The organism is Marinobacter salinexigens, from assembly GCF_008370345.1.
Classification (GTDB): domain Bacteria; phylum Pseudomonadota; class Gammaproteobacteria; order Pseudomonadales; family Oleiphilaceae; genus Marinobacter; species Marinobacter salinexigens.
In genome coordinates this window covers 55,420-68,891 of the sequence record NZ_VTUU01000004.1, presented here as the reverse complement: position 1 = coordinate 68,891, position 13,472 = coordinate 55,420, and the positions used below count along the sequence as shown (strand labels likewise).

Here is a 13,472-nt window from a genome sequence, read left to right as displayed (position 1 = left end):
ATGGGCAACCGCCTTTCTAAAATCTACACACGCACCGGCGATGATGGCTCTACCGGCCTGGCAGATGGTAACCGCATTGCAAAGAATGCTCAGCGAGTAGAAGCCATGGGTACCGCCGATGAAGTGAACTGCCATATCGGTCTGCTGATCGAGACCCTGAACAGCGATGATGAGATGATCAGCCCCCTGCGCCGCATTCAGCATCACCTGTTTGATCTGGGCGGTGAATTCGCCATCCCCGGAAGCGTGGTGATCAGTTCCGACCACATCCATTGGCTGGAAGCCACACTGGACGAGTACAATGAAGATCTTCCGCCACTGAAAAATTTCATCCTGCCCGGCGGTTCCCCCGCTGCCGCTCAATGCCATATGGCTCGCGCTGTGTGTCGAAGGGCCGAACGGATTGTCGTCGCACTCGGGCACGAAGATTCCATCAACTCTGCCTCCCGGCACTACCTGAACCGCCTGTCAGATCTGTTGTTTGTATTTGCCAGGGTACTTGCTCGCCGCGACGGCGCCGAAGAAATTCTGTGGGATCAAAAAAAATCCGGCCTCTGAAGGCCGGATTCTTTCACTGCATGTCAGCCTATACCTTGAAGGCTTCGACCAGTCGCTGCAAGGATGCCGTCAGTTCAGACATTTCCCGGGATGATCCCAGAGTTTCCTCGGCATTAGCCGCTGTGGCCTGACCCAACTCACCAATCTGTTCAACGTTAGCATTCACATTCCGGGCAACAGCCGACTGTTCTTCAGCCGCTTGCGCAATCTGGTGACTCATATCCACAATCGCCGAAATACCGCGGGCAATACGATCCAGAGCTTCAGTCACTTCACCGGACTTCTGCACCGTTGTTTCAGTGACATCACGACTGTTGGTCATGGCAGAAACTGCGTCCTTCACTCCACTTTGCAGGCGAGAAATCATGCCCTCTATTTCTTCAGTGGATTTGTGCGTCCGCTGCGACAATGAGCGCACTTCGTCGGCAACCACCGCAAAACCGCGCCCCTGCTCTCCGGCACGGGCGGCTTCAATGGCCGCATTCAATGCCAACAGATTGGTCTGTTCGGCTATCGCCTTGATCTCGACCAGGACCTGGCTGATATTGTCGCTGTCCTGACTGACCCGGTTGATCACGTCCACCGCACCGGAGATCTCAGCTGACAGGCGATTGATCGTCTCAACCGTGTCTGCCACAACCGCCCGACCGGTCTCTGTATCGTTCTCCGCTGTTCCAGCACTCTCTGCAACGCGATGGGCGCTTTCGGTCACCTCGTGGACAGCTTCAACCATCTGGTTCATTGCTTCTGTGATCTGGCCACTCTCTTCCATCTGTCGGGCAACCGCCTCGCTGTTAGCGACTGCGGTATGATTCACCTGACTGGCTTGCTGATCCACATCTGCGGTGGTTCTGCTTACCGAACGGATCAGCTCTGCAATCCGATCCGTCATATTATTGAACTCGGTTGTCAGTTCGCCCAATTCATCACGGTTACGAAGCTGGATATGGGTCGTCATATCCCCGGCTGCAACCCGCCGTGCTGCATCGGAAAACCGGTTAATTGCGGTCCGAACCGAGACAAAAAATCCCACGTACAGGTAAACAACCACCAACAGGACGACGACGAGAGCCAGCACAATCAGTCGACGTTTACTCAGTTCTTCACCGAGCTTGGATGCCAGATTGGCCTCAACCAGATCGAAAATAGTGTTGTTAAGCTGATCAAAGTAATTCAACTGATCCCTAATCTGGTCGTTGAATTCGGCCCATGGCATTTCCAGGCGCATGGGCGTGATGATGTTGACGTCAACAGCGTCACGAACCGTCACGAGACTTTCACTGACCCGGTCCATGGTGCTAGCCGCCTTGTCAGCCAGGGCTGGTGATGATTCTTTTGCCACGGAAAGTGCGGGCGCCAGCAGTGAAGTCTGATTGGTCAGCAAATCGTAGGTTTCATTCAGGATCTCACTCAGCGCATACCCTACCTGACCATTCACCAAGGCGTAGGTACCGTACGCCCTGGCCTGACCAATCGTGCCGCGAGCTGCAGGCAGACTCTCGCGAATCAGCCCAAGCAGGACCTGATTTTCGCGGGAATCCTGACCCAACCCGGAAAGCTCCATCGTTGCAGGCAGCAGAGCCAGCACTTTCTGGGCAAACTGTTGGTAGTATTTGAACTGAGGATCAATATTGCCCTGATAGTTATCGTCATTACTCAAAGTCTCCCAATCTTTCCGGAGGTCTTCGACCTGAGCCGCCCAGGTGCCGGATCGATCAAAAGAATGCTCGCGCGCGACTAATGCCTCAAAAATGCCGTTAATTTCCCCGGCAGCCTTGTCAGATTCCGCAAGCAAGGCTTCATGGTTCCGTAAAACACCCACCGAACGGTAATCACGAAAATCGATAGCCAGAGACAACAGGCGATCAACATTTTTGACCTGCTTAAGGCCCTCCACACCCTGGGTTATGGTCTGTACCGAGCGGTTCAGCTCAGACATCACCAGCCAGGAGAGGCCTCCAATAGGGAGCAAAAATAAGATACTGATGAGACTGAACTTATACACCATTGGCAACCGGTTCATCAGCGCTATGGCGGGATTGATGAGATGTTTCACGAAGTCCTCACTGCTATCAACAACTGAATTATTGTTCTTTTCTTTAGTCTATAGCTTAACTAGCGATAACCTAAGACTTTATTTGTTATTAAAGGTAATATTTTTCTTATTGGTTTCCGGACGCGTCAGACAAGCCCGGCAATAACCAACAGGGCCAGCAGGCATATCCATACCAACATGCTTCGATTCAGTAGATCCCGAACGGCCCGAAGACTACGCCCGCCGAAATCAACCCATTCGTCAGGGTGGATCCGGGAAAATCGCTCCGGATCAAGTGCATACCCGGTTAACGACCCATTGGCGGAAATCATGAGAACTTCATCTTTATTTTTACCGAATCCCGTCAGAACCCTGCGAATATCCCGAAGCCAGCCGGCCAGGTCACCCGCAATGCCGAAGGTCAGAGACAACAGTCGCACGGGAATCCATGCAACAATCTCTTCCAATCGGCGATAGCCGGGCCTCGCCGGAGACTGGGGCCATTGCTCTGAAAGCGCGACAATTCCCCGGGCCAGCACAGCGAGCCCGATTCCGCCCACCACATACCAGAACGCAACGAGGAAAAAGCGCTCAAAGACGGAGCACATAAAAGTACGGGACAGCGACAGATGCATAGCATCCGGAGACAACGCCGAACCTCTTTCCGCGGCCGGCAGACGGTCCTGAACATGGTGCCAGGCGCCCTGCATATCTCCCCGCCGCCAGGCATCGGCATAGACCCGGAGTGTATCCCCCCACCCCGGAGCGCCCATCAGGAAGACCATGACCAGAAATTCCAGCGGATAGGCCAACACCCTGAGGCCATAATCATCCAGAAAGACCACGACCAATCCAAGTAACAAAGCCGGCAGGATGATCAGAACGATACCCGCCTTAAGAGAAGACTCTTTCCCCGCAGGCGCCGTCGCATGCTTGTGGAACCAGCGCTGCCATAGCCGGTCACCGGATAGCCTGTCTTGCGCATCCAGGCGACGCCGCACAATGTAGGCCAGCAAGAACACAACCAGAACCATTCAGCGATTCTCCTCTGGGTTCAGGGCCAGATCCAGCACTGCCCGGTAGCGGGACCAATCAAAAGCTGGCCCGGGATCGGTCTTTCTTCCGGGGGCTATATCACAATGTCCAGTCAAACGGTCTTCAGTAATGTCGGGCCAGGCCAGCATGATCAGGGCTGTCAGACCGGACAGACTGCGGTACTGGGCTTCGGTATAGCGAATATCATCCGCACCCTCGAGCTCAATGCCAATGGAGAAATCATTACACTCCTGCTCGCCCCGGAAGCACGAACGACCCGCATGCCAAGCCCTTTCAAGCAGGCTGACAAATTGAACAACAGAGCCATCCCGACGAATCAGAGCGTGGGCTGATACCTGCATTCCGGCAATGGACTCAAAATAGGGATGCGCCGAGTGATCGAGCCGATTACAGAAAAAGTCCTCGATTTCAGGACCACCAAACTGGCCGGGAGGCAAGCTGATGTTATGAACAACCAGCAGACTCACTGAGGCGCCTTCAGGGCGCGAACCAAAGTTTGGGGATGGGCACCACCGTGCCGAAGGGAGTCTGCCGCTGGACCGAAGGTCAGCGGCTTCTTTGGCCGTTATTGCCAGCCAGTCAAACGCGGAGTGGGTATCGTGCAAGGTAAATCCATACTCATCAGGACATTACAGTAGCCCCGATTGAAGCACAAAGTGATCGGCCTTGCTACGACATCAGTCCCGACGATTGCTACGAAGATTATCGATAATGGATTCCAGTGCCCGGTCGAAGATCAGACCATCGTCCAGCATGCCAATCTCGCCCTCAGCCATCGCGGCCGCCAGTTCCTCGCGCTGATATTCTGCCACTTTGGCACCACTGCGGTTCACAAAGATGTACTTTCCTGTGGCCTTGATGAACGCCGCCAGCTTGCACCTGATGCGTGTTTCATCCCGAGTCATTTCAATCCAGGAGCCGACACGGAGGCTATCTGCCCGACCCAGCCACTCACCAGCAACCGCCGCTGGTGCGACGTCCTCCGCCGTTTCCGCAGGAACCACTTCGTTTTCAGCAACCGCGCCGACGGAGACGTCTTCGATTGCAGCAGCCGCGACATCGGTTTCGGTTTCTGTTTCAGACTCAACCTCGGCAACCAGTGTTTCATCACGTGGAGGAGCAGTAACGAGCTTCTGGAACACATCAACGTGAGCCAGTTCAAGATCATGGATAGCAGAATCGGTGGCAAACGGGTCCCAGGAAATCTCCTGCAAAGCTCTACGAAGGTCGTCAACAATGGACGGAATGGCCCTGAGCAATTCACTGCGGGTATCGTCGGTAACCGGTTTCGGATCAACACTCCAGACCAGGCGTTCCGTCAGCTTTCGCGCATCATCCCAACGCTGGCTCTCGTCGCCCTCGCGGAGAATGACCCATTGTAGATACTTGGCCCACGGCTCGCGCAACAGTTTCAGTACAGGCTCGGGAATCTCGCGCCGGACGATCACCTCTTCGATCAGCCCATTAGATGCCGTGGACGCGTATTCCTGGCGAGCCCGACCTTCCTCGGCATCTTTCAACCGCTGCTCAATCAACTCACGACGCCGACGATCCAGATCCATGAAATGGCTGAAATCCTTGAGCAACTCTTCAAACAACTCGACGTTGTTGGTGAATTCATTGAGGATGCGGCCTACAACCTGCTCGATTTTATCCCGCAACGGGTCTTTCTGGCCCTCACGTTTTTCACTCCAGCCTATGGCCGAAAGAGCCAACTCATTCAATAGCTTGCGAACCGGATGACCACCACGATTGAAGAAATTCCTGTCACTCAGAGCGACTTTAAGCACCGGAATCTGCAGCCTGCCGATCAACGATTTCATGACAGGGTGCAACTGCCGGTCTTCAAGGATGAAATCAAACAGCATCGAGACCAGATTAATTACATCATTATCAACCTGCCCGACATTGAAAGGCGTTTCTGTGTCCGCACGCAGCACCGGCTTGAGCAAGTCGTTCAAGGCAATAACCCGCCCAGCTCCGAGCCTTCCGGAAGCCACCTGAATTTTACTCAGCCGAGCCATCAGCCGACTGGTATCCAGCTCAACGCCGTCAGCAAACGATGACTGGGAGGCCCCACCATCGGATTGATGGAGCAAAGCACTCAATTCAGAGAACGTCGCCTGGGGCATGGAACTGTCTTCCCCCGCCCCAGCGTCAAAGCCCGACGGTTTCTTTGCTGATCGGGAAGCCTTTCCAGGCCCCACCGGCGCACGTTTCAGATCCGGCATGACACCATCGTCTGCCAGCTTGCGATTGGCCTGCTCGTAAAGCCCGCCCAGCGAATCTTCCAGCAGCCGGTCAAACAGTTTCAGAACCACAAGTTTGGCTCGAATATCGATATCCAGATCAGAACAGGCTTCTGCCACGCCACCACATATCACCTCGGGGCTGAGAGGCATCTGACTATCAGAAAGCCTGGTCTCCGGTATCAGGTGGTTAACTCGGGTCGTGAGCAGACGGATTTGCTCGCTATAGTGACTACGGAGTTTATTGATGAGATTGTCGACAGCAACCTGCTGTTCAAGCTGGGAATGATCCAGAAGGCTAAGAGAGTCCTGATCCACGTCGTCGAGAGCGCCGGAACCATACTCCGGGTGGAAACGGCCAATATCATTAAACGCCTGGCTGACATACTGCAGTACCGACACCACCATAGACTTGCGCCGGAGGCGAAGCTCCCGCATTGCATCAAAAAAAGTATTTTGATCCGTGTTCGTTCCGGCCCGGTCTGCCAACTCGAAAAGCGCATCGTCCGAACGGTCAAAGAAATTGGCCAGTATCGTCCGCAGGGACTGCCCAGACACGTCACGCAATCCAACCAGTGAATTCGGCAACAAAAAACGCTGCGACGGCTGCCTGGCCGAAAAATTCACAACATTGATGTCCTGCGCCATGGAATGGTGCTCCGAGATAGTCCAGCGGACTGTTAGATTCATCTAGGTTCTATCATACGAGCTACTTTTGTCAGCTTGTGTCAGATTTTGTCACCTTTTGTGTACACCAGACGCAGTTCACATTTTTTCGTTCCACTCGAATCGATAACGGGCGTTTGGCGAATCGGCTCCCGCCCTATAAAATCGTCCGCCAAACGACACGTTCCACCCAGATGACACCGGACCCTTCATCATGATCCCAGCAGAGCTCCTTCGCCAGTCCCGAGTTGAAAATGTTGCACAAAGCCTTCGAGAGGACATCGGCGATGGAGACATAACAGCCATGCTGATTCCTGCTGACAAACACACGACCGGGCGCGTTATCACCCGCGAAGCGGCCACAATCGCCGGGCGGGAATGGGTTGATGAAGTGTTCCGTCAGGTAGACCCCCGGGTAACTCTTGACTGGAATGTGCGGGATGGTGACCGGGTCACTCCAAATCAGGAACTGTTTCGCATGGATGGCCCGGCTAGAAGCCTGCTGACAGCAGAGCGCGCCGCGCTGAACTGGTTACAGACTCTTTCGGCTGTGGCAACAACCTGCTACGGCTACGCAGAGCAGGTTGCCCACACCGGCGTTCGCCTTCTGGATACCCGCAAAACCCTCCCCGGCCTGCGGCTGGCCCTGAAATACGCGGTAACCTGCGGTGGGTGCCACAATCACCGGATTGGCCTTTGGGATGCGTTTCTGATCAAGGAAAATCACATTGCAGCTTGTGGCTCCATTGCCAAAGCCGTTGCGGAAGCGCACCGGATCGCACCGGGCAAACCAGTGGAAGTAGAAACAGAAAACCTGGAAGAACTGGAGCAGGCCCTGAGTGCAGGGGCCGATATCATCATGCTTGACGAATTCTCATTGCAGGATATGAGTACGGCTGTACGGACAACCGCTGGACGCGCAAAACTCGAAGCATCCGGCGGCATCAACGCCGATACCCTGGTACCCATCGCAGAAACCGGCGTGGACTACATTTCAATCGGGGCCCTGACCAAAGACGTCAAGGCCGTCGATCTTTCCATGCGACTGGATTGACTCAGTCTCCAGACAACAACCGGTCGATTTCCTCCAATTCCCGAATCAGTTCCAGACCTGATTCGGGGCGCCCCCGAAAATGCTCCTCCGCCATCGGCGCTATCCCGGATACGGAGGGCAATGGATGCCCTCCTTCAATCAGAATTTTCATTCGTTCAACGAAAACAAACTGGAGCCACTGAGTAAACTCCAGAGTATCAATGCAGAAAGGCTGGGTGCTCTGGAAAGCTTCCTCAGGAGGAGCCTCCGATTCCCAGACATCAAGTCTGCGAAGCTCGATCTCAATTCTCAACAGGCTGTCTGCCACCTGCACCAGTTGTTTCGATTCAGTCATGAATAGCGTTCTCTAGTCTGCCAGTGGCTCCAGCTCCACCGCCTCACCATGCAGCACCCGGAACAGGTCTTCGTACTGCTGGGTAAGAGCATGCTTCGGCGCCATATGTATGAGCGGTTGCCGCGCCTGGTGGGACTCCTTCATTTTCACTGAACTGGAGAGACGAACCGGCAACACCGGCAAACCTTCTTCGGTCAGTTCTTTAACCAGCTTACGGGGCAGACTCGCTCGCGGCTGAAACTGGTTTGCGACGATACCTTCTACAGCCAGTTCGTCGTTATGGTCTTCCTGCAGTTCACGTATTTCATTCAGAATGTTGTACAGCGCCTGGCGGGAAAAATCGTCGCAATCGAACGGAATCAGGCACCTCTGTGCGGCAATGAGCGCCGAGCGGGTATAAAAATTCAGTGCTGGCGCCGTATCCACATAGATTTCATCAAACGACTCCCCCAGTTTCCGGAGCGCCTCTCTCAGTTTGTAGATCTTGTGCTTGGCTTCCAGTTTGCGCTCCAGAAAATCCAGTTCAGGACTGGACGGCATGACAAACAGGTTGTCAAAGGGAGAAGCATGGACAAACTCATCAGGACGACGGTTGAAGACCGTAAACGCAACGGTCTGCTCCAGCAGGTCTGCCACGGTGTCTTTGAGTTCGCTCGCGGGCTTACCCAACAGGTAATGGGTGGAATTTCCCTGCGGATCCAGATCCACCACCAGGGTTCGCTTGCCTCGGGCAGCGCTGATGGCCGCAAGATTACAGGTGATGCTGGACTTGCCAACGCCCCCCTTCTGGTTGAACACAACCCGTCTCATGTCACCTCTCCTTGCACGCTTTATCTTTTTTGGGGGTCACACCATACCGTTCACCAGCCCATCACGGACTTTACGAACGGTATAGTCAGTCTTCGCTGAGCCTTCAGCGAATTCTCATCCAGAGTATCCAGAATTCCCAGCAGGTCGCCAAGTCGCCGGGGAGCCCTGCGCATGATAAAGGTAACCACATCCTCTCCCATGACCAGCCCACGCTGCTCTGCCCGGGCTACCAGAATACGCTCGCGATCTTTGTCCCGGTATATACCTAACTGCAGTGTCAGTCCATGGCTCAACCGGGACTTCAGGTCTGGTAATTGAAAAGGTGTGGCGCCGGGCACTTCCGAGAGACTGACAAGCAACAGCCCTCCCCGGTCGTGTACCCGGTTATAGAGATGAAAAATAGCCTCTTCCCAGGCTGCCTGCCCCACAACGTTGTCAAAATCGTCAAGACAGACAATATCCTGCACGTCCAGCCCCGCCAGGGCCTCTGGCCCAAACGGCTGTAACTCGGAAAGACTGATACAGACAGCGGTTCTGCCACGGTTTTCGGCATCGTGGCAGACAGCCTGCAAAAGATGACTTTTGCCGGTATCAGAGTCACCGCAGATGGCAATGACCGGGATACCGACGGGTTGATCCAGAACCGCAATCAGACGTGAAGCCACGTCCCGGTTCCGTTCACCCAGAAAATTGTCAAACCGGGCATCGTCCCTGAGCTTTACGCCCAGAATCAACTGCGAGGTACTCACGACCGTTTGGCCCTCCAAGCCCGTAACCCCCAGACCAGAACATAATGGCCTCCGCTGACAACTGCTGACCCGGCTACCAGGAGGATTCCAACCTCCCTCACCCACGGCTGCATCGGCAGCCCAGCCAACAGGATGATAATCGCGAGAACCACCAGAATCTGGATTAATGTGTTCAGCTTGCCCGGGATACTGGGCTGCATGTCAAATCGTCCAATTCCGTAATGATACGCCAGTGCGCCACTAACAATCAGCAGGTCACGGCCAAGAACCAGCAAAAAGAGCCATATTGGCAGCACCGAAGTGATCGTAAGCATGAGGTAGGCGGTAATCAGAAGAGCCTTGTCAGCAAGCGGGTCGGCAATGGCACCAAAACGGGACCGCCAGTTGAAATGCCGCGCCAGGAAACCATCAAAGCCATCAGTGATGGCAGCAACGACGAATATCACCAACGCAACCCGATAGCTTCCGGACAACAATGCCCCGGCAAAGGGGACGATCAGCACAATGCGCATGAATGTCAGTGCATTGGGAATCCAGCGCCATTGGTGCAGGCTCACAAGGCGTAATCCTCCGACAGCGGCTTACTGCCCACCACCACTACCGATCACCGAAGCCGGTTGCCAGCGATAATACAGCACCTGATACAGCGACTCGAAAGCCTGCTCAGCGTCCTGCTCATCAACATCAACCGGCTGATAGGAAAACATTGCCTGCTCTTCGGGAAGCGTCTCACCAGAAGGAGTGCTATCCATCGCAGTCTTTTCTGCTTCGGTGACTGGCTGGGATGGCGATTCCACTGCTTCAGATGCAACGTCACTCACGGCAGGCGCAACATCACTCACAACAGGAACAGTGCCAACCTCTGGCGACTGCCCTTCCAGGGCAACGAATCTCGAATCGAGGGCAATGTACTCCCTAAGCTGGTCCAGCTCTCCGGAAAACGCTACCCGAAGTGTAAGTTGATCACCTTTGACTCTGGCTGCGCCAACGCTCACAACGGGGGTCAAACGCTCCAGCACATTATTAATATCGCCGTAGTCTTCGAGAGTTCTGACTCCGCGTACGATGATATCCACCTGGGGGGACTCACCAACGTCGCCGGCCGCCACCGCGTAGCGTTCTGCATACAGGTCAGCCCAACGATTAACAACAGCCGTGGCCAAAGCCGACGGCGTGTTCGCAGTTACCGATTCTTCACCGACATCGATCCCCATACCCTCAAATACCCAACCCGCGCGCCACTGACCACCGCTTCTGTTGACCCGGACAAGGGCGAGAACATCGTGATCCAGCTCGTCGGACGTACCGCGAATTCGGCTGACAAACTGACCCCAGATATCTGACAGCAGCTCACGATCTCCGGCAAACCGGGAAGGCGGCAAATTAATCGGCAATCCCCGCTCCAGGGCCGCCGCGTTGAATGCCGCCTGCCAATTATCAGATACTTGGCCTGAGCTTGCGCCCCCGTCAGCCGCAGTCACCAAAGCACGGGAGCCACGGTCTTCAACGGCGACCCAAGCCAGTGTAAGAGGGCGATTGGCTCCCCAGACTGGCGCATCAACGGATGCCAGGGCCCGGTTCACACCAACGGCGCCAAATCCCATACGCAGGCGATTGCCTCCGTTTTCATCCCGCAGGAACTGGTACGACAACAGAAGGGTTTCGGCATCCGCCAACAACGCAGGTACACCTTCGTTCTGCAACACATCCCGGGAGCCGGAAACCCGAACCAGAACCCTGGCGAGACCATCTGCGTAACCTTCCGCCAGTTGCGCCGGGGAAGAGCCCGCGACAGGGACCTCCACCGAGTACAACCCGGAAACGGTCACTGCGGAAACCGGTGATCCAATCATCGCCAAGATGAGCCCCAACGCTCCTGCCCATGCGGTCTTCCATGCGGCCTTAGCTGACCCGCACATCGACTTTGGTCCTGTCACTGACATGAAATACCCTGCTATTCACGTGAATGGCGCATAGGATACACCATGCCCCAGGACGTGAGTAGCGAAGAGGATTTCAGAAAAGCAATAATAGCCAGTGCCTTGGCGGGAATACTTCCAGCTCCAGTGGCGCCGTCAGTCGTAGGGGGAAATACATTTGGAGCGCTCCTCTGCACCTGTTAAAATCCGCCGCCTGACCCATTGGCCAACGGTTAAGTACACCATGAGCGAACAGAAGCCCTCCCTGACCTACCGCGACGCCGGCGTTGACATCGACGCAGGCAACGAACTCGTTAACCGCATCAAGAATACTGCCGCGCGCACCCGTCGCCCGGAAGTTCTGGGTGGTCTTGGCGGATTCGGCGCAATGGTTTCCATACCTGCCGGTTATAAAGAGCCCGTACTGGTTTCCGGTACCGATGGAGTGGGCACCAAGCTCAGACTCGCCATGCAGCTCAACAAGCACGACACCATCGGTATTGACCTGGTGGCCATGTGTGTTAACGATCTGGTTGTTGGCGGGGCCGAACCCCTGTTCTTCCTCGATTACTATGCGACCGGCAAGCTGAACGTCGACGTCGCCGCCAACGTGGTTGCCGGAATCGGCGAAGGCTGTGAACTGGCGGGCTGCGCATTGGTCGGTGGCGAAACCGCCGAAATGCCGGGCATGTATGAAGGCGACGATTACGACCTTGCAGGCTTCTGTGTTGGCGTCGCCGAGCGCAGCGAAATCATTGATGGGTCCCGGGTTCAGCCGGGTGATGCCCTGATCGCTCTGGGCTCTTCAGGCCCACACTCCAATGGCTATTCCCTGATCCGGAAAATCCTGGAGGTCAGCGGTGCTGACCTGAACGCGCCAATGGGCGACACCACCCTGGCCGATGCGCTGATGGCTCCGACCCGCATCTACGTGAAGAACCTGCTGAAGCTGATTAAGGATGTTGACGTTCGCGCACTGTCCCATATCACTGGCGGCGGGCTTCCTGAAAACATTCCCCGCGTTCTGCCGAGCGGCACTGTAGCAGCCATCGACACCGCCAGCTGGACACTGCCTCCTGTGTTCAAGTGGCTTCAGGATGCCGGCGGTGTGGCCAGCGAAGAGATGTATCGCACCTTCAACTGCGGCATCGGCATGATTGTCTGTGTCCCGGCAGACCAGACAGATCAGGCTCTGGCCACTCTGCAATCACTGGGTGAAAACGCCTGGCAGGTTGGTGTTATGGAAGCTGCCGACACAGCAGATACCGACGCCAGCGTACGCTACGCACCAGGACTTCTCTCCGCATGAAGGCAGACCAGACTCCCCTGCCGAGGATTCTCGTCCTGGCCTCTGGTAGCGGCACCAATCTGCAAGCACTGATCGACGCCACCCGGGAACGAGACTTCCCGGGCGAGATCATTGCCGTAGGTAGCAACAAGCCAAACGCCTTCGCTCTTGAACGCGCGGCTCAGGCCAACATTGACACCTTTGTGGTGGATCATACCAAGTACGATTCCCGCGAAGCATTTGACGGCGCCCTGATGGCGGAGATTCGCCAGCACAATCCTGACCTGATCGTGCTGGCAGGATTCATGCGCATTCTGACAACTGATTTTGTTCGCGCCCTCCGCGGCCAGATGCTGAACATCCATCCGTCGCTACTACCCAGCTATACCGGATTGAACACCCATCAGCGTGTACTTGAAGCCGGCGACAGCAGCCACGGAGTCTCGGTTCACTTCGTGACGGAGGAACTGGATGGCGGCCCCGTCATTGCACAGGCAGAAGTAAACGTTCTTGCTGGCGATACGGCGGAATCACTCGCCGAAAGGGTTCAAGTGAAAGAACACCTCCTCTACCCCATTGTCGTGCGCTGGTTCTGCGAGGGTCGCGTGCAACTTGGAACGGACTACGTGCTCTTTGATGGAGAACTGCTGAAAAAGCCAATGAGGCTGGCCGACAACTGAGTGACGCCTGAACGGATTGTCACATTTCACATCCGTGTAAACAGCTAGACTGTCGTCATACGAGACGGCTTTGA

13 protein-coding genes are annotated in these 13,472 nt (G+C 55.4%); 4 read left to right on the top strand and 9 right to left on the bottom strand.

What is annotated here, in order from left to right:
- Entirely contained in the window at positions 1 to 558 is a 558-nt protein-coding gene (locus tag FWJ25_RS09990) for a cob(I)yrinic acid a,c-diamide adenosyltransferase (RefSeq protein WP_149600147.1), read from the top strand.
- Positions 559 to 586: 28 nt separating this feature from the next.
- On the opposite strand, the gene FWJ25_RS09985 is transcribed toward FWJ25_RS09990, so the two are convergent.
- From FWJ25_RS09985 to FWJ25_RS09970, 4 genes are all read right to left on the bottom strand, one after another.
- On the bottom strand, positions 587 to 2,614 hold the full coding sequence (locus tag FWJ25_RS09985; RefSeq protein ID WP_149600146.1) for a methyl-accepting chemotaxis protein: 2,028 nt from the start codon (positions 2,612 to 2,614) through the stop codon (positions 587 to 589).
- 125 nt (positions 2,615 to 2,739) lie between these two features.
- Entirely contained in the window at positions 2,740 to 3,627 is an 888-nt protein-coding gene (locus tag FWJ25_RS09980; RefSeq protein ID WP_149600145.1) for a histidine kinase, read from the bottom strand.
- Positions 3,628 to 4,218 (bottom strand): 1,6-anhydro-N-acetylmuramyl-L-alanine amidase AmpD, encoded by a 591-nt coding sequence (gene ampD, locus FWJ25_RS09975; RefSeq protein ID WP_188093615.1) that lies wholly within the window; start codon positions 4,216 to 4,218, stop codon positions 3,628 to 3,630.
- Between the two features lie 108 nt (positions 4,219 to 4,326).
- Positions 4,327 to 6,546: a DUF1631 domain-containing protein gene (locus tag FWJ25_RS09970; RefSeq protein WP_149600403.1), complete on the bottom strand. Its 2,220-nt coding sequence runs from the start codon at positions 6,544 to 6,546 to the stop codon at positions 4,327 to 4,329.
- A 232-nt stretch (positions 6,547 to 6,778) separates the two neighbouring features.
- On the opposite strand from FWJ25_RS09970, the gene nadC reads away from it, so the two are divergent.
- On the top strand, positions 6,779 to 7,618 hold the full coding sequence (gene nadC / locus FWJ25_RS09965) for a carboxylating nicotinate-nucleotide diphosphorylase (RefSeq protein WP_149600143.1): 840 nt from the start codon (positions 6,779 to 6,781) through the stop codon (positions 7,616 to 7,618).
- A gap of 1 nt (position 7,619) precedes the next feature.
- Here the strand turns inward: nadC and FWJ25_RS09960 are convergent, their stop codons facing one another.
- Genes FWJ25_RS09960 through FWJ25_RS09940 form a run of 5 tightly spaced genes read right to left on the bottom strand, consistent with a single transcriptional unit; the run spans position 7,620 to position 11,364 of the window.
- Positions 7,620 to 7,952 (bottom strand): YqcC family protein, encoded by a 333-nt coding sequence (locus FWJ25_RS09960; RefSeq protein ID WP_149600142.1) that lies wholly within the window; start codon positions 7,950 to 7,952, stop codon positions 7,620 to 7,622.
- A 12-nt stretch (positions 7,953 to 7,964) separates the two neighbouring features.
- On the bottom strand, positions 7,965 to 8,762 hold the full coding sequence (locus FWJ25_RS09955) for a ParA family protein (RefSeq protein ID WP_149600141.1): 798 nt from the start codon (positions 8,760 to 8,762) through the stop codon (positions 7,965 to 7,967).
- 50 nt (positions 8,763 to 8,812) lie between these two features.
- Positions 8,813 to 9,511 (bottom strand): DnaA regulatory inactivator Hda, encoded by a 699-nt coding sequence (hda, locus tag FWJ25_RS09950; RefSeq protein ID WP_149600140.1) that lies wholly within the window; start codon positions 9,509 to 9,511, stop codon positions 8,813 to 8,815.
- Entirely contained in the window at positions 9,508 to 10,068 is a 561-nt protein-coding gene (locus FWJ25_RS09945; RefSeq protein WP_188093608.1) for a CDP-alcohol phosphatidyltransferase family protein, read from the bottom strand. The genes hda and FWJ25_RS09945 overlap by 4 nt, the downstream gene beginning before the upstream one ends.
- Before the next feature lie 24 nt (positions 10,069 to 10,092).
- Entirely contained in the window at positions 10,093 to 11,364 is a 1,272-nt protein-coding gene (locus tag FWJ25_RS09940) for a DUF2066 domain-containing protein (RefSeq protein ID WP_246166777.1), read from the bottom strand.
- A 310-nt stretch (positions 11,365 to 11,674) separates the two neighbouring features.
- Between FWJ25_RS09940 and purM the strand changes: the two genes are divergently transcribed.
- Both purM and purN read left to right on the top strand, forming a co-directional pair.
- The gene (gene purM, locus FWJ25_RS09935) at positions 11,675 to 12,739 is read left to right on the top strand and encodes a phosphoribosylformylglycinamidine cyclo-ligase (protein WP_149600138.1); all 1,065 of its coding nucleotides are present in this window, start codon (positions 11,675 to 11,677) and stop codon (positions 12,737 to 12,739) included.
- Complete coding sequence (gene purN / locus FWJ25_RS09930) at positions 12,736 to 13,398, top strand: phosphoribosylglycinamide formyltransferase (RefSeq protein ID WP_149600137.1); 663 nt, start codon at positions 12,736 to 12,738, stop codon at positions 13,396 to 13,398. The genes purM and purN overlap by 4 nt, the downstream gene beginning before the upstream one ends.
- Positions 13,399 to 13,472 lie beyond the last annotated feature (74 nt).